This window comes from Kribbella sp. NBC_01505 (assembly GCF_045040285.1).
GTDB lineage: Bacteria > Actinomycetota > Actinomycetes > Propionibacteriales > Kribbellaceae > Kribbella.
Genome location: NZ_CP109425.1, coordinates 3,212,346 through 3,235,117, shown reverse-complemented (window position 1 = coordinate 3,235,117; position 22,772 = coordinate 3,212,346). Strand labels below are relative to the sequence as shown.

Here is a 22,772-nt window from a genome sequence, read left to right as displayed (position 1 = left end):
CCCAGGCGAGCCGTTGGTTGGGTCCGGGAGCGCGTATCCTGCACGATTGTGACCCGCCTAGCCCTGCACAGCCGCCTCCTTCCCGGCACCGAAGAGGCCTACGAGATCGAGCACGCCCGCGTCTGGCCGGAGCTCATCACCGTGATGCGCGCCGCCGGAATCGCCGACTGGTCGATCTGGCGCAGCGGCCGCGACCTGTTCCACCTGGTGGAGTGCGACGACTACGAGGCCGCCGTCGCCCAGCTCCGCGACGACCCCACCGACCAGCGCTGGCAGGTCCACATGAGCCAGTTCGTCGAAAGCTTCGCCCAGAACCCGGAAGGCGCCGCCGGCCAGGCGCTGCGCCACGTCTGGACCATGACCGAGCAGACCGACTAGTACATCTCCCAGACCAGTACTTCGGCCCCCGCCGGCCCGGCGGTCAGCCGCTGCCCGCCGGTATCCGTCAGGCGGGCGGCATCCGCCGTACCGAGGTCGCCGACGCCTTCCAGGCTTGCTGTGCCGTCAGCAACGAACACATGCAGGTACGGCGCTTCCGGCAGCAGCACGTCTTGTCGAGGAGCCAGCCGGGCGACCGACAGACCGGCGGACTGCTGGTGGAGGCGGATCGCCGTACCAGCCGCGTGCTTCGGCAGCCCGGAGACGACTGGCACCAGCTCGCCGGTGGTCAGGTCGACCGGGGCCTGGGCGTACGACGGGGTCAGGTCGAACTGGTCCGGGCGGACCCACATCTGGATGTAGTGGATCGGATCGGCGCCGTCGTTCCATTCGGAGTGGCGGATGCCGGAGCCGGCGCTCATCCGCTGGACCAGCCCCGGGTGCACGACGCCGCTGTGGCCTTCCGAGTCGCGATGGGCCAGGGCGCCTCGGAGGACCCAGGTGACGATCTCCAGGTCCTGGTGCGGGTGAGTCTCGAAGCCGGTGCCTGGAGCAACCAGATCGTCGTTGTGCGCCACCAGGAACCCGAACCCGACGTTCGCCGGGTCGTAGTACGGCCCGAACGAGAACGAGTGCCGCGACTCCAGCCACGACTCGGACGTCACGAACCGCTCGTCGGCCCGCTGAATCTCCACAGCTACTAGTAATACCCCTTCTGCCCGTCGAGCAGTTCGCGCATGGTGTCCAGGTGGCCGACGTGCCGCGCGGTCTCCTCGACCACGTGGATCACGATCCACCGCAGGCTCGGTGCGAACTCCGGGTCCTGGCCGACGTCGTCCAGACTGTGGGCGGCGATGATCTCGTTGGAGCGTGCCCACTGGGCGTCGAACTCATCGAGCAGTTGGGCCAGGGGGACGCCCTCCACCCGCATGTCGGCGTTCTCGACATCCTTCCGGAACGTCGGGTTCTCATCCCGAGGGCCATTCAGGTAGACGACCTCGAACCACAGGTGCTCGTCCCACCGCAGATGCGACACCAACCCGGCCGGCGTCATCAACGGGGAGTCCGGGAACACAACCCGGTGCTCGTCCTGCACCCGCAGCCCCTCGAGCTTTCGCCGTACCAGCATCCGTTGCAGGTCCAGCCAGCCGATCAGTTGGGTCCGCTCGTCGGCCACGATCGGCGGCCGCGCCTCGTAAAGGTTCACCGGGAGACCCAACCACACAAAAGCGGACTCCGGCCGCTCGGTGGGCGGTCGGAGTCCAGATAGTGGGGGGTGGTCGGTCAGCCGGTCGGCTTGCCGTCGTCGGAGCCGAGGGTGGCGGTGATGTCCTGGGGTTTGCCGGCCCGGGTCAAGGTGACCTTGACCTGATCGCCGGGGCGGTGCGAGCGAACTGCGGCGACCAACGCGTCCCCTGACGCAATCGCCTTACCGTCCACAGCGGTCACCACATCGCCCGCTTGCAGACCGGCTTTGTTCCCCGCACCGCCCGGCGTGACCTCGCGGAGGGTTGCTCCGTTCACGAGCCCGTCGGAAGACTGCGCGTCACCGACCGTCACTCCGAGCCGCGCATGCGTGGCCTTGCCCTTGGCCACCAGCTCGTCGAGGATCGGCTTGGCCTGGTCGATCGGGATTGCGAAGCCCAGGCCGATGTTCCCGCCGGCGGATTGTCCCGATCCGCCCGCGGTCTTGATCGCGCTGTTGATTCCGACCACCTGGCCGGCGAGGTCGATCAGAGCGCCGCCGGAGTTCCCCGGATTGATGGCGGCGTCCGTCTGGATGGCTGGGAAGACCGTCGTACTGCTCTGCTCCTCGTCACCCGAGGTGACGGGGCGGTCGAGCGCCGAGACGATCCCACTCGTCACGGTGGACTGCAGGCCGAACGGCGAACCGATCGCGACCACACCCTGGCCGACGGCGAGCTTGGCACTGGAGCCGAGAACGGCCGGGGTGAGATCCGTGGCCTCGGCGTGGATCACGGCGAGGTCGGTCAGCGGGTCGAGCCCCTTGACCGTCGCCGGGACCGTCCGCCCGTCGTTCAGGATGACCGTGATCTTGGCGCCCTGCCCGGCGCCGCCGACCACGTGGTTGTTGGTGACGATCAGGCCGTCCTTGCTGATCACGATGCCCGAGCCGGTCGCCGCACCCTGCTGGGTGGAGACGGCGATCTTCACCACGCTGCCCATCACCTTGGCCGCCGCGTTCTGCACCGAACCGTCCGGCGCCGAGGCCGGTGCGGCCTGGTTGCCGTTCAGCGGTGCGGTCACCGACGGGCTCGCACTGTTCGTGTCGGTCGTGGCCGAATACACCGCGGCGGCTCCCACGCCACCGGCCGCCCCGACCAGTAGCGCGGTCGCGGCCACGATCGCCAGGCCCATCCGCTTCGGCTTGGCCGGCGTAGCCACCGGCTGCTGCGGCGGACCGAAGGGCCAGTTCGGGCCGGGGGACGCCCCCTGATGCGTCCCCTGCCCAGCGAACTGCGGGTAAGCACTCCCACCTGAGGGGTGCTGCCCCGGCTGGCCCAGCTGCGGTCCACCCTGGGGAGCGAATTGCTGTTGCTGATGTTGCCCAAAGCTCGAATACTCAGGCATCGGCAACTGCGGCATGCGCTCCGGCGGGTTGGAGCCGTACGGGGAAGTGTTCCCACTCTGCGGCTCGGGCGGCTGGTTGTCGGTCATAGCGAGTACTTTGGCCGCCGGACCTGAGAACCCCCTGAAGATCCCGTCAGAGCTACCGAAGAACTCTGTGAAGATCCCCTGAAGGCTGCCGGCAACCTCCCAGGCTTCTTCAGCGGGTCTGGGTGGCCGCGTGCGGCAGCCAGAGCGTGAACTGCGCTCCGGCGCCCGGTGCGTTCCGGGCGTAGATCATCCCGCCGTGCTGCTCCGCCGCGTGCTTCACGATCGCCAGCCCCAGCCCGGAGCCAGGCCGGCTGCGCGCCTCGCTGGACCGGTAGAAGCGCTCGAACACATGCGGCAGGTCGGCGTCCGCAATACCTGGGCCTGAGTCAGTGACAGTCAGTACGCCGTCCTGCAGCCGCACCGTGACCAGCCCGACCGCCCGGCCGTCTGTCGGAGCATCCTCAGGAACGCTGTACTTCGCCGCGTTGTCGAGCAGGTTCGTCACGGCTCGACCCAGCAGGCGCTCGTCGCCCCAGACCGGGAAGGGCTCGAGGCTGACGTCCCACTCCAGGTTCGGTGCACGTCGCCGCACCTTGATCAGCCCGTCCTCGACCACGTTGGACATCTCGATCAGCTCCGCGTTGCGGATCTCCGGGGTGTCGCGAGCGAGCTCGGTCAGATCGCCGATGAGGTTCGTCAGCTCGTCCATCTGGGCCCGTACGTCGTCCAGCAGCTGCTGCCGGTCGTCCGGGCGGAGGCCGCCACGTTTGTCCGCCTGAGCGAGCAGATCCAGGTTCGTGCGGATGCTGGTGAGCGGCGTACGGAGCTCATGCCCGGCGTCACCGATCAGCCGGCGTTGCCGGTCCTGAGAGCGCGCCAGCGCGGCCAGCATGGAGTTGAACGACATCGCCAACCGGGAGATCTCGTCCGACCCGTCGATAGGGATCGGCTTGAGCTCCGCAGTCCGGGCCACATGCTCGGCGGCACCGGACAACCGCGCCAGCGGACGCAGACCGGACGCCGCGATCGCGTTCCCCGCGATGGCAGCACCGATGACACCGAGCAGCCCGACGGCCCACAGGACGATGCCCATGTTGTGCAGCGTCCGGTCGATCGGACGCAGCGACTGTGCGACCACCAACGCGCCCGGCTCCAGGTCGTCGTCGTTGCAACGATGCCCCAGATCGAGCTGCGGGCAGTACTGAGCCGGCACCGCGACGACGCGATAGTGCTGCGAGTCCATCGCAACGCCGACCGTTCGCTTGGTGAGCTGGTCCTGCGACTGGGCCACGCTCAGCTCAGGGCCTGCCATCGGCGGCGGCTTACTGTTCGCGGCGCCGATCTGCTCCCCGTCGGCGAGAATGACACCGACCAGGATGTCGCTGAGGCCGAGCGCCTCCGGTGAGATCTGTGCCAAGTTGTACTGGTTGGTCAGCACCTTGTTCTGCGCCGCTTGACTGGCGCGGTCGGTGAGGCTCTTGTCGAGGTTCTGGTACATCTGCTGCCGCACGGTGATGTACGCGGCCAGGCTCACGAACGCGACGGCCAGGCCGACGGCGACCGCCGCCAGCAGCGTCACGCGGGAGTGCAGGCTCAGCTGGTGGAGCTTCTGCTGCCACCAGCTCTGCGTGTTCGCGATCATGTTCCGCCCGTTGCTCTGGGCAACAGGCTGCGCCTCCGGCCGGGGCTGGGGTTGCGGCGCGCGGCGGGCGTAGGCCGGGAAGTTGTTGTCGGGACCGCTCACGGTGGGGTGTCCCGCAGTACGTAGCCGATGCCGCGGACGGTGTGGATCAGCCGCGGCAGGTCGTTGGTCTCGGTCTTGCGGCGCAGGTAGCCGATGTAGACCTCGAGCGAGTTGGCGGTGGTCGGGAAGTCGTAGCCCCAGACCGCGTCCAGGATCACGGCGCGCTCGAGCACCCGGCGCGGGTTGCGGATCAGCAGCTCGAGCAGCGAGAACTCGGTCCGGGTCAACTGGATCGCCACGTCGCCGCGGTGCACCTCGTGCGCGTCGACGTCGACCACGAGGTCGGCGTACTGGAGGACTTCGCCGCGGGGGCCGCCCTCGCCGGGGGTGCTGCTGCGGCGCAGCAGGGCGCGCAGCCGGGCCAGCAGCTCCTCGAGCGCGAAGGGCTTGGTCAGGTAGTCGTCGCCGCCGGCGTCCAGGCCGTCCACCCGGTCCGCGACCGCGTCGCGCGCGGTCAGCACCAGGATCGGCACGTTGTTGCCCGCGGCCCGCAGCGCCTTGGTGGTCTCCAGACCGTCCAGCCGCGGCATCATCACGTCCATCACCACGACGTCGGGCTCGACGTTCCCGATCACGGCCAGCGCCTCGGCGCCGTCGGACGCGGTGACGACCTCGAAGTCGTTGAACTCCAGCGAACGGCGCAGCGAGTCCCGGACCGCCCGGTCGTCGTCCACCACCAGTACCCGCATGCCGCTCTCCGCTCGAGGTCGAGTGGGCGGTCCAGCGCAGACCACCGCGGAACCGAGCGTAGGCCGTCGGGTTGAGAAACGCCTGAGAACCCGCTGATCACTCGCCCAAGAGTAGGTTTGGGCGGGTGGACGTCCTCGAGTTCAGCCCCGAGCCCAACGAGTACACCTGGACCTTCGGCGGCGCCGCGCCACTACGCCGGGTCAAACCTGGTACGGCGATGCGGCTGTGGACGGATGATGCGTTCTGCGGGCGGCTGCGCAGTACGGCGGACCTGGCCGGCGCGAGTCTGAACATGCCGTTCGTGAACCCGCAGACCGGGCCGTTCTACGTCGAGGGCGCCGAGCCGGGCGACACGCTCGTGCTGCATTTCGTGGAGCTGACCCCGGCTCGTAGCTGGGGCGCCTCGGCGACGATCCCGTTCTTCGGCGGGCTGACCGGCACGGATCGGACGGCGACGCTGCAGGACCCGCTGCCGGAGCGGACATGGATCTATGAAGTGGACACCGCCAATCAGACGGTCGGGTTCCAGGCGCAGGGGAGTCAGTTGGAGCTCGCGCTGCCGATCAACACGATGCTCGGCACGGTCGGGGTCGCACCGGCCGCGGGCGAGGTCCGGTCCTCGCTGGTACCGGATGTGTTCGGCGGGAACATGGACACTCCGGAGATGAAGGCCGGGGCGACCTGCTTCCTGAAGGTGAACGTCGAGGGCGCGCTGTTCTCCGTCGGCGACGGTCACTATCGGCAGGGCGAGGGCGAGTCCTGCGGGACCGCGGTCGAAGGCGCGATGAACGTCGTACTGATCGTTGAACTGCTGAAGACACCGGGTCCGGCGTGGCCGCGGATCGAGAACGACGACTACCTGGCCGTGGTCGGTTCCAGCCGCCCGCTCGAGGACGCGTGGCGGGCCGGTCAGGTCGACATGGTCGGCTGGCTCGGATCGCTGTACGGGCTCGACAAACTGGATGCGTACCAGTTGCTGAGCCAGATCAGCGAGGTCCCGCTGGCCAACGTCGTGGACGCCAACTACAGCGTCGTCACCAAGGTCCCGAAGCGGCTACTGCCGAAAGCCGATGCCTACAGCAACATTCACCCACACCTCCGTGAGCTCGCTGCCACGCTCTGACTCACGCGAGGGCCGGTACGACGTCTGCCGCGAACCGGTGCAGCGGCTCGTGGTCGTAGGCGACACCGGGAATGTAGACGACGACGTACTGGATGCCGGCCGCCTGGAGTTGTTCGAGCCGGATCTGGATCTCCTGGGTGGTTGCGATGTCGGCCGGTGCGCCGGAGCCGCCGCCCGCACCGATCTCGCGGAACTCGTCGACGGTGTACCGCCCGCGGGCCTTCGCGGTCGCGGTGACCGGGTCCGCGCCGGCGTCGACCGGGAACAGGTTCAGGCTGGTCGACTTCACGATCTCGTCGTAGTCGCGGCCGACGGTTTCGCAGTGCGCTCGCAGTACTGAGAGCTTGTGCTTGATGACGTCGACCTGGCCGGTGCCGAAGTTGCAGGCATCGCCGTACTGCGCGACCAGCCGGAGCGTCACCTGCTCGCCACCGCCGCCGATCCATAGCGGTGGTTTGCGGCGCGGTTCGACGATCGGCTTGTCGACCGAGTGGTACTTGCCCTGGAAGACGACGTCGTCCTCGGTCCACAGCCTGTGGATGATCTCGACGGATTCGGCGAACGAACCCATCCGCTCCTTGAGGCTGGTCCACGGGTAGCCGTAGGCCTTCCACTCGTGGTCCGACCAGCCTGCACCGAGGCCGGCGTACAGGCGTCCGTGGCTGGCGACGTCGACGGTGGCGGCGATCTTTGCGTACAGCGCCGGGTTGCGGTAGCCGTTGCAGCCGACCAGCTGGCCGATGTTCACCCGCCGGGTGTCGCGGGCCAGTGCAGCCGTGGCCGTCCAGGCCTCGAAGACCGTCTCGCGGACCGGCTCGGGGACGGTGTGGAGGTGATCGAACAGCCAGATCGAGTCCCAGGGGCCGGCGTCGGCGGCTCGGGCGACAGCCGTCATCGCTTCCCACTGCTCGACCGGGTCGGCGAACTCGACCAGGTCCATCCGCCAGCCTTGGGGAACGAACACTCCGAACTTCATCGACTGCTCCTTCGTGAGATTGCCACTCCGGTGAGGCACAGGGCGCCGCCGGCCAGGGTGAGGAGGGCTGGGGTCTCGCCGAGGAAGAGCCAGCCGAGGGCGATGGCGACGACGGGGACGGCGTAGACGGTGACGCCCATCCGTCCGGCTGTGGTGCGGCGGAGGGCGAAGGCCCAGGTGGTGAAGCCAAGGGCGGTGGGGAACGCGGCGAGGTAGACGACCCACCAGATCGTGCTTGCGCTCGCGGTGCGGAGCTCGTCGATCAGAGTGGGGGTGAAGGGGAGGCACGCGATTGCGCCGACAGTGCAGGCCAGCCAGGTGACTTCGGCGGCGGGAAGCCTGTTCAGCAACGGCTTCTGGGTGATGACACCAACGGCGTACGCGACGGCGGCGATGAGGCAGAGGACCACGCCCCAGGTTTCGGCGTGGCCGGTCGAGGTCGACGTACCGATCACGACGATGCCGGCAAAGGCCACCAGGCCGCCGATCACGAGGCGGCGGGGGAAGCCTTCGCCGAGGGTGAGGCCGGCCAGTACGGCGATCAGCAGTGGGGCGATGTGGACGAGCATGGCCGCGGTGCCGGCGTCGAGGCGTCGCTCGGCTTCGTTGAGCGCCACGTTGTAGACGCCGAACCAGAGCAGGCCGCAGGCGAGTAGCTGCGGCCAATCACGCTTGGCCGGCCATCGGCGTACGGCGGGATCCTGGCGGGGGCGCGCGAAGAGGATGACGCCGAGGAGCAGACTGCCGAGGCCGAGCCGGGCCAACGACAGCGCGCCGGGGGAGAACTCGGTGCCGAGGTGGCGGATGGCGACGAACGACGATGCCCAGAGCACCACGGTGACGGCTGCTGCGGTGGTTGCCAGATTCCGAAGATCATCGAGCTGGCCGCGCGGACGCCGGAGGTGGTCGAGTGCCATCGGATCTCGGGGGAGGACTGTTTCCTGATGCGGGTCCAGGTGGCGGCGATCGCTGGGCTGGAGGAGGTGCTGGACAAGTTTCTGCTGCACGGGCAGACGACGAGTTCGTTCGTCGTGTCGACGCCGGTGCCACCGCGGTCGGTGCCGCTCGGCTGACTTTCGTTGCCGCGCCGGATGCTTTGGAACGACGTAATGGTCCGGTCGCGCTCGGTAGCGTCGCGGGATGAGACGTGTCGCACCGGCGATGGGGTTGTTCCTGTTGGCGCCGTTCGTGGGGGAGTTCCTGCTCGGGAACCTCCGGCTGGACGAGCTGGCGCTCGGTCTGATCCTGGCCCCGATGTACGGCGCCGGTGCGCTGCTGATCCGCGAGGTGGCTCGGCGTACCGGGCGCGGCTGGCCGACCATGGTGCTGCTGGCGATCGCGTACGCGCTGATGGAAGAAGGCCCGATCGATCAGTTGCTCTGGAACGATTCGTACGCCGGCCACGACCTGCTGCACGGTGATTCGTACATCCCCGCGCTCGGCATGAGTGTCGAGCTGACGGTCGCGATCGTCGCCCTCCACGCGGTCTGGAGCATCTGCGTGCCGATCGCCCTCGTCGAAACCATCAGCAACCGCCGTACGACCCCCTGGCTCCGAACCCCAGGTTTCATCGTGGTGGTGCTCGTCTACCTGGCCGGCGCAGTTCTCGTCTTCCTAGGCAACTACTCCGAAGAACGCTTCATCGCCACCCCCTGGCAAATCACCGGAGTAGGCCTGCTCATCATCGCCCTGGTAATCGCCGCCTTCCGCCAGCCGCCACTGGCTCCGGCCGCGCCGGGTGGCGGGGTGGGGGAGGGCGAGGAGTCGGCTGCTCGTCCAGGGGCAGCGGTTGCGCCGGTTGGCGGGGTGGGTGCTGAGGTGAGGTCGTCGCGATCCGCCCTCGCGGGACGAGCGCCTGCGCCGTGGATGGTTGCGGGGTTCGCGTTGATCGCCACTAGTGCTTACTGGGGGCCTTCTACCTTGATCATCGCGGGTTGGTACGAGTGGGTGAACGTGTTGGCGTTCTGCGTGGTTGGAGGGGTGGGGGTTTTGGTGATTCGGGGGTGGAGTGGGTTGGCGGGGTGGGGGCAGGGGCAGGTGTTCGGGTTGGCGGCTGGGGCGACGCTTACTTATGTTTGGACGGCGTTTCCGACCGTGCCGGAGAGTGGGGGGTCGGCGGCGGGTGACCTGGTGGGGAATGTGGTGTTCGGGGCGGTTGCGCTGGTTGTTCTGGGGGTGGGTGTCCGGAAGGTGGGCACCGACCACCGTTGAGGGTGGTCTGCATCACTACGCTGTTGGTGACTTCAGCGACCTCTGGAAGGACCTGCCCCATGGCTGCCGACAAGTCTGTCCGCAGAGTTGCCCTGCTCACGGCCGGTGGCCTTGCGCCGTGCCTGTCGTCCGCCGTCGGCGGGCTGATCGAGCGCTACACGGAAGTGGCGCCCGACGTGGAGATCATCGGATACCTGAACGGGTACCACGGACTGCTCAGCGGGCGGCATGTCGTCGTCACGCCTGAGGTGCGCGAGAAGGCGGCGCTGCTGCACAAGTTCGGCGGCAGCCCGATCGGGAACAGCCGGGTGAAGCTGACCAACACCGCGGACCTGGTGAAGCGCGGTCTGATCCAGGATGGGCAGAACGCGCTGCAGGTGGCCGCGGAGCGGCTGGTCGCGGACGGCGTCGACGTACTGCACACGATCGGTGGCGACGACACCAACACGACGGCCGCGGACCTGGCGGCGTACCTGCAGGAGCACGACTACGACCTGACCGTGGTCGGCCTGCCGAAGACGATCGACAACGACGTGATCCCGATCCGGCAGAGCTTGGGTGCGTGGACCGCGGCCGAGCAGGGCGCGCTGTTCGCCCGGAACGTCGTGGCCGAGCACAGCTCCAACCCGCGGATGCTGATCGTCCACGAAGTGATGGGCCGCAACTGCGGCTGGCTGACCGCGGCGACCGCGAAGGCCTACCGTGACTGGCTGGACGAGCAGGAGTGGAACCCGGGCATCGGTCTGGACGAGTCGAGCTGGGACGTGCACGCGGTGTACGTGCCGGAGGCAACCGTCGACCTGGACGCGGAGGCCGACCGCCTGCGCAAGGTGATGGACGAGAACGACTGCGTGACGATCTTCCTGTCCGAGGGCGCCGGCGTGCCGTCGATCGTGGCCGAGATGGAGGCCCGCGGCGAGGAGGTCGGCCGGGACCCGTTCGGTCACGTCAAGCTGGACACGATCAACCCGGGCGCCTGGTTCGCCAAGCAGTTCGCGGAGCGCATCGGCGCGGAGAAGACGATGGTCCAGAAGAGCGGCTACTTCAGCCGCTCGGCCGCGGCCAACGACGCCGACCTCGCCCTGATCAAGCAGTGCACCGACTACGCAGTGGACGCCGCACTCCGCGGTGAGAGCGGCGTCGTCGGCCACGACGAGGAGCGCGGCGACGAACTCCGCGCCATCGAGTTCCCCCGCATCGCCGGCGGCAAAGAGTTCGACCCCACCGTCGAGTGGTTCACCACCCTGAAGACAACGATCGGCCAGTCGTAGCTTCTGATTGGGGATTGGGGATTGGGGATTGGGGCTTTGGGTTGGGCCGAGTGCGGCCGGACCGGTACGGCGTCGGGTCGCTCGCCGCTGCGGCCGATCGACAGTGGCGGGTGGCTGGCGTCGGCGCGTGGCTGAGGGCGATGGTGAGGTTCGGCGACCGCATTCCCCGTTGCCTGGGATTCTGGGCTACAGCTGAGGTCCAAGATCTGCGCTGAGTGGAACCTTCTGGTCGCCATCTGCACGCGAGCTTCCACTCAACGACCCGAGCGGACCCCGGCCACGCGCCGATAACCCAAGCGCGACAACACTCTCAGTCACCTCATCCAGACAATCCACCACGCTCAGTCACCTCACTCTCCGCGCCAAAGGTGGGTTCGCTGCTCTTTGGGCGCAGACGCCCACTTTGGGAACCCACCAACCATTTCGACGGGCCGTGCATGGTTGGTGCGTGCACAAAGACGCGGCGCGTGCACAAAGATGCGGCGCGTGCACAAAGACGCGGTGCGTGCACAAGGACGCGGTGCGTGCACAAAGGTGGGTTCGCTGCTCTTTGGGCGCAGACGCCCACTTTGGGAACCCACCAACCATTTCGACGGCCCGTGCATGGTTGGTGCGTGCACAAAGACGCGGCGCGTGCACAAGGACGCGGTGCGTGCACAAAGGTGGGTTCGCTGCTCTTTGGGCGCAGACGCCCACTTTGGGAACCCACCAACCATTTCGACGGGCCGTGCATGGTTGGTGCGTGCACAAAGACGCGGTGCGTGCACAAGGACGCGGTGCGTGCGCAAAGACGCGGTGCGTGCACAAAGGTGGGTTCGCTGCTCTTTGGGCGCGGATGGCTACTTTGGGAACCCATCAACCGTTTTGAGGGGCGCTGCATGGTTGGTGGGTGCACAAAGACGCGGCGGGTGCGGGGGGCGAGCAGCCGGCGGCGGGGGACTTGGGCGGGGGACGTGGGCGGTTAGGTCAGGGGTGGAGGCGGGTGATCCAGCGGTCGGCGGCGGCTTCTATCTGGAGCAGGACCTCGTCGAAGCCGGTGTCTTCGCCGTAGTAGGGATCCGGTACGTCGCTGTCGGCGAACAGCTCGATCGGTACGTCGGTGCGCCCGCGGGCCTGGCGGTTGAGCGCAGCCAGGTGGCCGGTGTCCATCGCGAGGATGAGATCGCGGTCGTCGAACCACGCCCGGTCGAACTCGCGGGCCCGGTGCGAGCTGCCGTCGTACCCGTGGCGTCGTAGGGCTGCGGACGCGCGGGGGTCCATCGGGTCACCCTCGTGCCAGCCGCCGGTTCCGGAGCTGGTCACGGTGATGTCGTCGATCCCGGCCTCGGCGAGCTTCGCGCGCAGCACGACCTCGCCGATCGGTGACCGGCAGATGTTGCCGGTGCACACGACCTCGATGTATCTCAGCGGATCTCCGCTTTGTCCGGGAGGACGGCGTTGATGATCATGCCGACGACGCTGATGATCAGCGCGCCGAGGAGTGCCGGCCAGAAGCCGTCGACGTGGAACTGGACGTCGAGCTTGCCGGTGATCCAGGAGGTCAGCGCGAGCATCGCCGCGTTGATGACGAAGGTGAGCAGCCCCAGCGTCAGGATCAGCAGGGGCAGCGAGACCAGCTTGACGACCGGCTTCACGATCGCGTTCACGATGCCGAAGATCGCGGCGACGATCAGCAGCGTGAGCACCCGGCGGCCGGTCGTGGCGCCCTGCAGGGTGATGCCGCCGACGAGCCAGGCGGCGATCGCGAGGGCCACCGCGTTGGCGAGCAGCCTGATGATCATGTTCTTCATACCGTCGATCCTTCCACTCCGGTGGTTGCCGCACGCTCCGTACACGCCCTGAGTGCACCCTGAACTCTTGACACGAAAATGACCAAGTGATCAGATCAATTCCATGTCACGACGAAGTCTGGCCGGAATTTCCGCACTGGTATTAGCAGCGGCGAGCCTCAGCGTGCCCGCCGCGGCAACCCGAGCGGACTGCAGTGCGGTCCGCACGAGCTGGACGGCCCAGGCCACGCCGCACGCCGCTCCCGAGAGCCTGCTGAACGCCTACAGCAACACCGGCAAGGGCTGGACCGGCGCGGACAGCACCTACTCGGTCGCGCTCCCGGGCGGGCGGACCGCGTGGATCTTCTCCGACACCTTCCTCGGCCCGGTCAACCCGGACGGCAGCCGCCCGACCACCACGCCGTTCCTGAACAACTCGTTCGTGGTCCAGCAGGGCCAGACGCTGAAGACAGTGACCGGCGGTACGGCGTCCAACCCGACCGCGCTCGTGCCGCCGCCGGCCAACGGCTGGTACTGGTTCGGTGCCGCGCAGACCAGCGATGCGGGTCGCAAGCTGGATGTGGTCGCGCTGCGGTTCGAGAAGACCGGATCGGGTCAGTGGGACTGGCACTGGGCCGCGAACTACCTGGCCCGCTTCGACAGCCGCACGTACAAGCTGTTGAGCCTGACTCCGCTCCCGTCCAAGGCCAACGTGCAGTGGTCCGGCTGGCTGCAGCGTGACGGCGGCTTCACCTACATCTACGGCGTCGAGGACCTCGGTGCGTCGAAGTACCAGCACGTGGCCCGAGTGCGTGGTGACGACCTGACCGCGAAGTCATGGGAGTACTGGACCGGCAGCGGCTGGTCTGCCGATGAGTCTGCGTCGGTCAGAACGCTGGAGGGCGTGGCCAATGAGCACAGTGTGACCAAATGGAGCGATGGCTATCTGCTGGTCACCCATGACACCAAGGAGCTGTTCAGCCGCCGAGTGCTCGGGTACTTCGGCTGTTCGCCGACCGGTCCGTTCGTGAAGCCGGTCGAGCTCTACCAGACCCCGGAGACCGGCGGCAACCACATCACCTACAACTCCCACGAGCATCCGGACCTGCGCTCGGGTTCCAAGCTGCTGGTGAGCTACAACGTGAACAGCCTGGTCAGTGACGAGCTGTACGCCGATGTGAGCATCTACCGACCGCGGTTCGTCGGTGTCACCCTGCAGGCGGCCCGATGACCGCCGTCGTACGCCGGAGTCTGCTCGACGACCTGGCTTCGTCGATGCTGGGGCTGATCGCCGACCGGAAGCTCGCAGTCGGCGACCACTTCGAGTCGGTGCGGTCGTTGGCCGAGCGATTCAAGGTCGCCGTACCGACAGTGCGCGAGGCGCTGCGCAGGCTGGAGGCGATCGGTGCGCTCGAGCTCCGGCACGGCTCCGGGGTGTACGTCGGTCCGAACGTCGGACGGCTTGTCCTGGCGAACCCTCTGGCGCTCAAGCCCTCAGCTGATCGTCTGGTCGAGCTACTGCAAGCCAGGGCGCTGATCGAGCCACCGGTCGCCGCACTGGCTGCCAAGGCGCGTAGCGAGGCCGCACTGGACCAGATGGAGCAGGACCTGGCGCGGGCGGCCGAGCTGATCGCCTCTGGTGACCATGACCGGCTGGCTGAGATCAACATGGACTTCCACCGTGCGCTGGCGCAGGCGTCCGGGAACGCGACGCTGGCCGAGGTGGTCGAGTCGGTGACCGTGGTGAACGTCCGCGAGCAGCTGGAGATCCTGCACATCCACGGGGACCGTGAGACCGACCTGGCCGAGCACCACGCCATTCTGGCCGCGGTCCGGGCCGGCGACGACGTACTGGCCGAGCAGTTGACCCGTGCGCATCTGGACGGCGTCCTCGCCGTCATCAACGACCGCGTGAACCCCTGACTTCTTCGGAGGACGCACCGCCATGCGACGTATCAGCCATTGGAAAGCGCTCACCGCCCTGACCATGACCGGAGCTCTCGTGCTCACCGCCTGTGGAGGTGCCGGTGGCGCGAAGCCGGCCGCCGACAAGCCGGTCGACGCGCTGAAGTTCTACAACGACAAGGGCGGCTGGAAGGACGCGTTCGTCCAGGTCGGTGCCGCGAGCAAGCAAGATGTCGGCGTCGGCATGGAGCCGGTCGGCTACTCGGACTCGAACACCTACACCGCCTTCATCCGTTCCTCGTTCCGGACCAAGGAGAAGGCGGACCTGTTCAGCTGGCACACCGGGAAAGAGCTGGAGGACCTGGTCGACCAGAAGCTGGTCGCCGAGACCACCGCGCAGTGGACCAAGGCGGTTGCCGACGGCAACGTGCTTGAGCAGCTGAAGCCCTACTTCACTTATGACGGCAAGCAGTACTGCGTCCCGCTGAACGCGGGCTACTGGGTGATGTACTACAACAAGGCCGTCTTCAAGAAGGCCGGGATCACCGCGAACCCGAAGACCTGGCCGGAGCTGCTCGCCGTTGCGGACAAGGTGAAAGCCGCCGGGGTGAAGCCGTTCTACCAGACCAGCATCCTGTTCAGCTTCGTCTGGTTCGAGACGCTGCTGGCCGGCAAGGACCCGGACCTGTACGACGCTCTCGCCGCGGGGAAGGCGAAATACACCGACCCCGGCGTGGTCGAGGTGATGAACGACTGGAAGAAGCTGATCGAGGCCGGCTACTTCAGCGACCCGGGTGCGAAGACCGAGCCGCAGGCGCAGCTGAAGAACGGCGACGTGGCGATGGTCAACTTCGGCACCTGGTTCAGCGGGTCGCTCAACACCCTGAAGCTGAAGGCCGGGACGGACTACGACTTCTTTGTCATCCCGAACGTCAACCCGGCTCTGCCGAAGACCTCGATGATCTTCGAGACCGGACCGCTCTGTTCGGCCGCCGCGAGTGAGCACGCCTCGACGGTCAAGAAGTGGACGGACTGGTGGGTCACTCCGCAGGCTCAGACCGCCTGGGCGAACTCTCGCGGTGACCTGTCCTTCAACCCGAAGGCAGAGGTCAAGGACACCGGGCTGGCGACGCTCAACAAGGACGTCACTGGTGACGGCTACCGCCTGATCAACCGTTGGTTCGAGGCGACACCGGTGCCGGTGGCGAACAAGGCGCTCGAGGTGTTCGGTGCGTTCGTCACCAAGCCGGGTGACCCGATGCCGGGCCTGCAGAAGATCCAGGCCGAGGCGGACGCCTACTGGGCCAAGCAGAAGTGAGCCGGGCAGAAGTGAGCCGGGCAACAGTGCGCCGGGTAGCAGGGAGCAGCCGGACAGGGGTGCGGGCGGCGCCTCTGTTCGGCCTACCGGCCGCTGGAGTCGTCGCTCTGCTGCTCTACCTGCCGTTCCTGTGGACGACGTACGTCAGCTTCACCGAGTACGACGGACTGGCGTCGCCGGTGTGGGCCGGGCTGGCCAACTACCAGGCGATGTTCAGCGACCCGGATCTGATCGGTGCACTGCTCAATACGCTGCTGTGGGTCGTCGGAATGGTGACTCTGCCGGTGGTGCTCGGGCTGCTGGTCGCCGTACTGACGTATGGGCATCGGTGGGGCAGTTGGTTGCGGCTGCCGTTCCTGCTGCCTTATGCGATCTCTGGTGTGGCTGTTGGGGTCATCTGGGGCTTTGTGCTGCAGCCGGACGGTGCGCTGGGGCAGGCGCTCGGGTTCTTCGGACTGCCTGGTGCACACACTGGCTGGCTGCAGTCTGGTCCGGGGAACACGTTGATGATGATCGTGGCCGTCACCTGGCAGGCGGCGGGAGTGAATGCGCTGTTGTTCGTGGTGGGGCTGCAGTCCATCCCGAATGAACCGCTAGAGGCGGCGCGGCTGGACGGTGCGGATGGATTCCGGCTGTTCCGGCACCAGCTGTGGCCGCAGCTGCGGCCAATCACCACTGTGGTGGTCGGACTGTCGATCGTGGGCAGTCTGAAGACCTTCGACGTGGTGTGGGTGATGACGCAAGGCGGTCCGGGGACGTCGTCCGAGACGCTGGCACTGTCGATGTACAAGGAGACGTTCGTCCTGAACGACTACGGGCAGGGTGCGGCGATCGCACTGTTCCTCAGCCTGGTCACCTTCGCGGCGTCGATCCTCTACCTGCGCTACCAGTTGGGGGACGCCCGTGAGCAGGCTTAGGACCGGACTCCTCGTCGTACTGGGCCTGCTGTGGCTCGCGCCGATCTACCTGCTGGTGGTGAACGCGGCCAAGCCGGTCGACGGGTACGACGCGGAGACCGTGTGGAAGCCGGCTGGGTTCGCACTGTTCGCGAACTTCGGTGATGCGTGGTCGAAGGCGGCTCTCGGGGACACGCTGCTCGCGACGACGCTGTACAGCGTGGTGGCGCCGGTGCTGGCCGTGCTGATCGGAGCGGCGGCCGGCTACGCGATCGTCGTACTGCGGTTGCGGCGTGGGTTCCTGTGGTTCGTGTTCATCTTCGGCGGGACGATCTTTCCCTTGCAGATGGTGCTGATGCCGCTGTTCTCGGGGTATGCGTCGTCCGGGCTCTACGACACCCGGACCGGGATGATCATCGTCTACACGGCGATCAGTGTGCCGTTCTCGGCGTTCGTGATGCGGAACTTCTTCACCGGGATCGCGCGGAGCGTCTTCGAGGCCGCGGTGGTCGACGGTGGTGGGTTGTTCCGGATCTTCCGGAGTATCTACCTGCCGATGGCCGGCGCCGCGCTGGCCGCGATCTTCATCCTGCAGGCGACGTTCGTGTGGAACGACCTGCTGCTGGGGCTGACACTCAGCCAGTCCGACTCGGTCCGGCCGATCATGCCGGCGCTGACCGGGCTGCAGTCCACGTACGGCGGTGCTGCGCTGCCGACTGTGCTGGCCGGCGGACTGCTGGTGTCGCTGCCCACGGTGATCCTCTTCCTTGCTGCCCAACGCTTCTTCTCCCGGGGCCTCGCCCTCGGTCAGTTCTGAAAGGACGCTCTATGCCTCGGACAGTCGTGGTGACCGGCGGCGCCGCCGGAATCGGCCGCGGTGCGGTCGAACGGTTTCTTGCCGCTGGAGACCGGGTGGTTGCGCTCGACCGGGATGTCGCGGCGCTTGCCACCCTGCCACCAGAGGTGATCGGGATAGTCGTAGACGTGGCTGACCGAGCCGCCTTAGCAGGAGCTGCCGAGTCGCTCACCACTGTGGATGTGCTGGTTTGTGCGGCGGGGGTGCAGCGGTACGGGACGGTGGTGGAGACGTCGGAGGACGTGTACGACGAGGTGATGGGGGTGAACGTGGGCGGGGTGTTCTTTGCTTGCCGGGCGTTTGTGCCGTTGATTCCTCGGGGCGGGAGTGTGGTGGTGGTTGCGTCGGTGCAGGCTTATGCGGCGCAGAAGGGGGTGGCGGCGTACTCGATGGGGAAGGGGGCGTTGCTGAGTCTGGTGCGGGCTATGGCGGTCGATCACGCGGCGGATGGGATTCGGGTGAACGCGGTGTGTCCGGGGTCGGTGGATACGCCGATGCTGCGGACTTCCGCGGCGGAATTCGGTGGGGGACGGCCTACCGACGAGGTGGTGGCGGAGTGGGGGCGGTCGCATCCACTGGGCCGAGTGGCGACGCCGGGTGAGGTGGCTGAGGTCATCCACTTCCTGAGCTCACCTGCTGCTGCTTTCGTGACCGGGGCGGATGTGAAGGTCGATGGCGGTCTGACTGCGCAGCTGGCTGTGGTGCTGTGAAGATCGTCGACATTCGTGCGACCACGGTGACTGTGCCGCTCGAGGCGCCGCTGCGGCACAGCAACGGTGCACACTGGGGCCGGTTCGTCCGGACTGTGGTTGAGGTCGAGGCTGACAACGGTCTGATCGGGCTGGGCGAGCTAGGTGGTGGCGGACAGAGTGCAGAAGACGCCATCACTGGGCTGAAGCCTTACCTGGTCGGCCATGACCCGGCGCGGACCGAAGCGCTGCGCTGGATGATCGCCAACCCGACCGCGAGCCTCTACAACAACCGCACCCAGTTGCTGGCGGCGATTGAGTTCGCCTGCCTCGACCTGCAGGGCCGCGCGCTCGGCGTACCGGTGCATGAGCTCCTCGGCGGCAAAGTACGCGACCGGGTGCCGTTCGCGAGCTATCTGTTCTTCCGGCATCCGAACGAGGACGGAACGGGCGAGATCCGGGCTGCTGACCAGTTGGTCGCCCACGCAAAACAGCTGGTCGATCAGCACGGGTTCAGCGTGCACAAGCTCAAAGGTGGAGTGTTCGCGCCGGACTACGAGCGGGACTGCTTCCGGGCGCTGGCTGAGGCCTTCCCCGGCCACAGATTGCGGTTCGACCCGAACGGCGCGTTCGGCGTCGAGGAGGCGATCCGGTTCGCTCGTGGCATCGAGGATCTCGACAACGACTATCTCGAGGACCCGACCTGGGGCCTGAACGGGATGCGCCGCGTCCGCGCGAACACCAGGATCCCGCTCGCCACCAACACCGTCGTGGTGAACTTCGAGCAGCTCGCCGCCAACGTGCTCAACCCCGCGGTCGACGTCATCCTGCTGGACACCACGTTCTGGGGCGGGATCCGTGCGTGTGTGAAGGCGGCCGGGGTCTGCGAGACCTTCCAGCTCGGCGTGGCCGTGCATTCCTCCGGCGAGCTGGGCATCCAGCTGGCGACGATGCTGCAGCTGGGCGCCGTCGTACCGAATCTGTCGTTCGCCGCCGACGCGCACTACCACCACCTGCGCGACGACATCATTGCCGGCGGCAAGCTTCCGTACGCCGACGGTGCGATCGCGGTCCCGGACGGGCCAGGGCTCGGGGTCGAGCTCGACCGGGACAAACTCGCCGAGTACGCCGCTCTGTACCGCGAGCTCGGCAACTACCCCTACGACCGGGACCCGGCCCGGCCGGACTGGTATCCCCTGCTCCCGAACACCGATTGGGCCGACCCCTCATGACCATCCCGCGTTCCGCCGACCTCGCGAGCGACGTCCTCACCCACACGTACGACGACATGTTCAACCCGCCGGGCCTGACGAACTTCCTCGGCACGGCACAGGTCGACCTGGACGTGTTCGCCATCCGCAGCGTGAACTTCCCGCCGTACTCGCACGGCGACTGCATCACAGGCCAGCTGTACGTCGACGGTCGGCTGGTCCGCTCGTACGGCGGCACTGTGGAGGTGGTGTGGCGTCCGGACCACGTGGTGCGGTCCACCACGGTCGACGGCCTCACCCTGCGCACGACAACCGCCTGTGCACCCGGCCGCCCAGCCGTCGTCGTACAGCTGGAGGTCGCCGGTGCCCCAGGGCGTGAAGTAGAGCTAGGACTCACCCTGGCCAGTACGGCGACCGGTGCGGCCGGTGGCTGGTCGAACTACCTGCCACCGTCAGAGCCGAACACGCTGCACGCCATGGACGACAGAGTCCTCGGTGTTGGCGAGTCGGGTACCGCAGTGAGCCTGCAGGGTCTCGACGTACCGGCTGAAGTCGACCGGAGCATGCTGAAGACCACCGTCACGTTGGACAGCACCGGCACGGCCCGTCTGGGGTATGTGCACGTGCTGGCGAAGGACCTGACGGAGGCGGAGGACCACTTCGAGGTCTGTGCCTCCGACATCCCCGCAGTGATCGCCGTGTCGGAGGGCGTCTGGGACATGGCGTTGTCCGATGCGTTCGACCCGGACAGCGACGGCTTCAGCGGATCGCTCCCCGTGCTCGAGACCAGCAACGAGGCACTGCAGAAGCTGTACTGGTGGGGCGTGCTCGGAGTGATCTGGTTCCGCCGGGACAACCCCGCCAGTGTGCTCGGCCGGGCCTACGACACGTTGATGCCCCGCCACTGGGCGACCACCACGTTCATCTGGGACTACAGCCTTTCGTCGCTCACGCACGCACTGCTCGACCCGGTGCCGATGCGGCGCCACATCGAGCACTGGATCGACCTGGACATCCACAAGCATTTCGGGACCGAATGGCTGACCGGTGGGCCGGTCGGGCAGTGGTACTCGGTCAACGACTTCGCCATGACTCGACTGGTACGGGACTACGTCCGCTTCACCGGGGACTCCAGCTTGTTGAGCCCCGCAGTCACCGATCACGTGGTCAAGTGGGCGACGGCCTGGCGCGGTCTGCGCGGCAAGCACGCACTGGCCGACTACGGCGGTATCGACAACCTGCTGGAGTGCGTCAGCAGCTACGTGCACGAGGTAGCCAGCTTCAACGCGGCCAACGTCTGGTGCATGCGGGTGGCAGCTGAGATCACCGGCGACCAGGACCTGCTCAAGGAGGCCGACGAGCTCGCCGGCCACGTGAAGGAGCTGTACTTCGACGGTGCCGGCCACTGGACCGCCCGGCAGCCCGACGGTGAGCTGGTCCCGGTCCGGCACTGCTACGACTTCAACATCATCGGTACGACGATCGCCGACGACCTCTCGTCGACCCAGCAGGCCGAGATGGTGGCGTTCTTCCAGCGTGAGCTCCAGACACCCACGTGGATGCGGGCGCTCTCGCCGTACGACGCGGACGCGTCCTTCAGCCTGCGCCCGGACCACCAGTGGAACGGCGCCTACCCGGCCTGGCCCGCCGATGCGGCTCGCGCACTGATCGCCTTCGGCCGCACCGACGTCGTACTGGACTGGCTGCCCGGCCTGGCGCGGTCCGCGAACCAGGGCCCTTGTGGACAAGCACATTTCGTCGAGGAGGGCGCTCCACTGATGGCAGGCGGTGCCCGCAAGGCTCCGCCACAGGACCCCTACCTGATCGACTGGGCCTGCTCCTCGTCCGGCGCCTGGGTGTCCCTCGTCCTGGAAGGCCTCTTCGGCGTCGAGGTCGGCCTCGACGGCACTGTCACCGCAGCCCCGCGGATCGCCGCGCTGGACCCCACAGCGCGGCTCCGCAACCTCCGGGTCGCCGGTACGACGTACGACGTGACCGCCGACGGACTACTCCAGGTCGAAGACGGACGTGGCACCGAGGACGAGCAGGAGTGAGGTGATCGCCACGACCGCCAGCGACAGCGCGCCGACGATGAACGGTCGCCAGCCGCTCTTGCGGAACGCGCGCAGGTCGGTGTTCAGGCCGACACCGGCGAACGTGAGCAGGAACGCCCACTTGGAGATGTTGCCGAGGCTGGTGATGTCGGCCTTCGAGAACGCGCCCCAGGTCGCCAGTGCGGAGACCGCGATGTAGCCGAGCACGAACTTCGGGAACTTCGCCCACAGGAACCGGGTGCGGTTGCCGAAGCCCGGCGCCACCCCGGCGGCCTGGCCGCGGGACGCCCAGTACGACGCGAAGCCGAGCACCACGAAACCGATCAAGGCGTTCCGGGTGCTCTTCACCAGGACGGCGATGTTCTGCGCCTCCGGACCGTAGATCGCCGCGGTGGCGGTGGTCTCCGCGGTGTTGTCGACGGCCAGCCCGACCCACAGCCCGAACGTGTGCTGGCTCAGGTCGAGCAGGTGACCGATCGCCGGGAAGGTGAACAGCGCGACCGCGCCGAGCGCGAGGATGGCGGCGATCGAGTAGCTGGAGTCCTCGTCGTCGGCCTCGATCGCGCCCTTACCGGCGATGATCGCCGAGACGCCGCAGATCGCCGTACCGATCGCGAGCAGCGTGCCGAGCTTCGGCGCGAGCTTGAACGCCTTGCTGAGCAGGAGAACCGTGGTCACCGCGATGGTGCCGTCGATGAGGATCAGACCGAGGCTGATGCCGCCGACCTTGGCCAGGTCGCCGAGGATGAACCGGGCACCGAGGAAGACGATGCCGGCCTTCAGCCAGAACTCGTAGGTGCCGACGCCGGGCCGGAAGATCCGCGGTACGCCGACGGTGTTGGCGATCAGCAGGCCGAGCAGGATCGCCCACAGCACGTACTCGATATCGGGCAGGTGGGTGCCGGTGAACTTGGCGATCAGCTTGAGTTCGGCCTGGGCCCACTTGCCGATCAGGCCGAGCACGATCAGCAGCAGGACGCCGGGGACGTACTTGAGGACCGGCGTGTTGCCGACCCGATCGGTGAACGTGGGCGCGGGAGCCGTGGCGGTGGTCATGGCGGC

At 67.5% G+C, this 22,772-nt stretch carries 23 protein-coding genes; 13 read left to right on the top strand and 10 right to left on the bottom strand.

Annotated elements, in window-relative coordinates; all coding sequences use genetic code 11:
* Positions 1-48: 48 nt before the first annotated feature.
* Entirely contained in the window at positions 49-378 is a 330-nt protein-coding gene (locus OG474_RS15150; RefSeq protein WP_405062924.1) for an L-rhamnose mutarotase, read from the top strand.
* On the opposite strand, the gene OG474_RS15145 is transcribed toward OG474_RS15150, so the two are convergent.
* The 5 genes from OG474_RS15145 to OG474_RS15125 all read right to left on the bottom strand — a co-directional run bounded on the left by OG474_RS15145 (position 375) and on the right by OG474_RS15125 (position 5,430).
* Positions 375-1,073, bottom strand: a complete 699-nt coding sequence (locus tag OG474_RS15145) for a pirin family protein (protein ID WP_405062923.1) — start codon at positions 1,071-1,073, stop codon at positions 375-377. The genes OG474_RS15150 and OG474_RS15145 overlap by 4 nt on opposite strands.
* 5 nt (positions 1,074-1,078) lie before the next feature.
* Complete coding sequence (locus OG474_RS15140; RefSeq protein ID WP_405062922.1) at positions 1,079-1,585, bottom strand: DinB family protein; 507 nt, start codon at positions 1,583-1,585, stop codon at positions 1,079-1,081.
* Between the two features lie 77 nt (positions 1,586-1,662).
* Positions 1,663-3,057 carry a S1C family serine protease gene (locus OG474_RS15135; RefSeq protein ID WP_405062921.1) on the bottom strand — a complete coding sequence of 465 codons (1,395 nt, stop codon included), beginning with the start codon at positions 3,055-3,057 and terminating at the stop codon, positions 1,663-1,665.
* 109 nt (positions 3,058-3,166) lie between these two features.
* Positions 3,167-4,741, bottom strand: a complete 1,575-nt coding sequence (locus OG474_RS15130; RefSeq protein ID WP_405062920.1) for a sensor histidine kinase — start codon at positions 4,739-4,741, stop codon at positions 3,167-3,169.
* Complete coding sequence (locus tag OG474_RS15125) at positions 4,738-5,430, bottom strand: response regulator transcription factor (protein ID WP_405062919.1); 693 nt, start codon at positions 5,428-5,430, stop codon at positions 4,738-4,740. The genes OG474_RS15130 and OG474_RS15125 overlap by 4 nt, the downstream gene beginning before the upstream one ends.
* Before the next feature lie 125 nt (positions 5,431-5,555).
* On the opposite strand from OG474_RS15125, the gene OG474_RS15120 reads away from it, so the two are divergent.
* Positions 5,556-6,554, top strand: a complete 999-nt coding sequence (locus OG474_RS15120) for an acetamidase/formamidase family protein (protein ID WP_405062918.1) — start codon at positions 5,556-5,558, stop codon at positions 6,552-6,554.
* Between the two features lies 1 nt (position 6,555).
* On the opposite strand, the gene OG474_RS15115 is transcribed toward OG474_RS15120, so the two are convergent.
* Together OG474_RS15115 and OG474_RS15110 are read right to left on the bottom strand one after the other, a co-directional pair.
* The gene (locus OG474_RS15115) at positions 6,556-7,530 is read right to left on the bottom strand and encodes an LLM class F420-dependent oxidoreductase (RefSeq protein ID WP_405062917.1); all 975 of its coding nucleotides are present in this window, start codon (positions 7,528-7,530) and stop codon (positions 6,556-6,558) included.
* Positions 7,527-8,447, bottom strand: a complete 921-nt coding sequence (locus OG474_RS15110) for a DMT family transporter (RefSeq protein WP_405062916.1) — start codon at positions 8,445-8,447, stop codon at positions 7,527-7,529. Before OG474_RS15110 ends, OG474_RS15115 begins: the two co-directional genes overlap by 4 nt.
* Here OG474_RS15110 and OG474_RS15105 point away from each other — a divergent pair.
* The 3 genes from OG474_RS15105 (at position 8,328) to OG474_RS15095 (ending at position 11,012) form a co-directional block, all read left to right on the top strand.
* A complete protein-coding gene (locus OG474_RS15105; protein WP_405062915.1) occupies positions 8,328-8,603 on the top strand; it encodes an Lrp/AsnC ligand binding domain-containing protein in 276 nt (91 codons plus the stop codon). The two genes, OG474_RS15110 and OG474_RS15105, sit on opposite strands and share 120 nt — an antisense overlap.
* Positions 8,604-8,670: 67 nt before the next feature.
* Positions 8,671-9,741, top strand: coding sequence for a hypothetical protein (locus OG474_RS15100; RefSeq protein WP_405062914.1), 1,071 nt, complete (start codon positions 8,671-8,673; stop codon positions 9,739-9,741).
* A 59-nt stretch (positions 9,742-9,800) separates the two neighbouring features.
* On the top strand, positions 9,801-11,012 hold the full coding sequence (locus tag OG474_RS15095; protein ID WP_405062913.1) for a pyrophosphate--fructose-6-phosphate 1-phosphotransferase: 1,212 nt from the start codon (positions 9,801-9,803) through the stop codon (positions 11,010-11,012).
* A gap of 966 nt (positions 11,013-11,978) precedes the next feature.
* Here the strand turns inward: OG474_RS15095 and OG474_RS15090 are convergent.
* Entirely contained in the window at positions 11,979-12,401 is a 423-nt protein-coding gene (locus OG474_RS15090) for a low molecular weight protein-tyrosine-phosphatase (protein WP_405062912.1), read from the bottom strand.
* 14 nt (positions 12,402-12,415) lie between these two features.
* The gene (locus OG474_RS15085) at positions 12,416-12,802 is read right to left on the bottom strand and encodes a phage holin family protein (RefSeq protein WP_405062911.1); all 387 of its coding nucleotides are present in this window, start codon (positions 12,800-12,802) and stop codon (positions 12,416-12,418) included.
* 103 nt (positions 12,803-12,905) lie between these two features.
* Here OG474_RS15085 and OG474_RS15080 point away from each other — a divergent pair, with 103 nt between their 5' ends.
* From OG474_RS15080 to OG474_RS15045, 8 genes are read left to right on the top strand one after another with little or no spacing between them, the layout of a single operon-like run.
* On the top strand, positions 12,906-14,012 hold the full coding sequence (locus tag OG474_RS15080; RefSeq protein ID WP_405062910.1) for a DUF4185 domain-containing protein: 1,107 nt from the start codon (positions 12,906-12,908) through the stop codon (positions 14,010-14,012).
* Positions 14,009-14,704 carry a FadR/GntR family transcriptional regulator gene (locus OG474_RS15075; protein ID WP_405062909.1) on the top strand — a complete coding sequence of 232 codons (696 nt, stop codon included), beginning with the start codon at positions 14,009-14,011 and terminating at the stop codon, positions 14,702-14,704. The genes OG474_RS15080 and OG474_RS15075 overlap by 4 nt, the downstream gene beginning before the upstream one ends.
* A gap of 22 nt (positions 14,705-14,726) precedes the next feature.
* The gene (locus OG474_RS15070) at positions 14,727-16,004 is read left to right on the top strand and encodes an ABC transporter substrate-binding protein (RefSeq protein WP_405062908.1); all 1,278 of its coding nucleotides are present in this window, start codon (positions 14,727-14,729) and stop codon (positions 16,002-16,004) included.
* A gap of 59 nt (positions 16,005-16,063) precedes the next feature.
* Positions 16,064-16,921 carry a carbohydrate ABC transporter permease gene (locus tag OG474_RS15065; protein ID WP_405062907.1) on the top strand — a complete coding sequence of 286 codons (858 nt, stop codon included), beginning with the start codon at positions 16,064-16,066 and terminating at the stop codon, positions 16,919-16,921.
* A complete protein-coding gene (locus OG474_RS15060; protein WP_405062906.1) occupies positions 16,908-17,717 on the top strand; it encodes a carbohydrate ABC transporter permease in 810 nt (269 codons plus the stop codon). The genes OG474_RS15065 and OG474_RS15060 overlap by 14 nt, the downstream gene beginning before the upstream one ends.
* Before the next feature lie 11 nt (positions 17,718-17,728).
* Entirely contained in the window at positions 17,729-18,466 is a 738-nt protein-coding gene (locus tag OG474_RS15055; RefSeq protein WP_405062905.1) for an SDR family NAD(P)-dependent oxidoreductase, read from the top strand.
* On the top strand, positions 18,463-19,677 hold the full coding sequence (locus OG474_RS15050) for an enolase C-terminal domain-like protein (protein WP_405062904.1): 1,215 nt from the start codon (positions 18,463-18,465) through the stop codon (positions 19,675-19,677). Before OG474_RS15055 ends, OG474_RS15050 begins: the two co-directional genes overlap by 4 nt.
* Positions 19,674-21,710: a hypothetical protein gene (locus OG474_RS15045; protein ID WP_405062903.1), complete on the top strand. Its 2,037-nt coding sequence runs from the start codon at positions 19,674-19,676 to the stop codon at positions 21,708-21,710. Before OG474_RS15050 ends, OG474_RS15045 begins: the two co-directional genes overlap by 4 nt.
* On the opposite strand, the gene OG474_RS15040 is transcribed toward OG474_RS15045, so the two are convergent.
* Positions 21,663-22,766, bottom strand: a complete 1,104-nt coding sequence (locus OG474_RS15040) for a YeiH family protein (protein WP_405062902.1) — start codon at positions 22,764-22,766, stop codon at positions 21,663-21,665. The genes OG474_RS15045 and OG474_RS15040 overlap by 48 nt on opposite strands.
* Between the last annotated feature and the right edge of the window lie 6 nt (positions 22,767-22,772).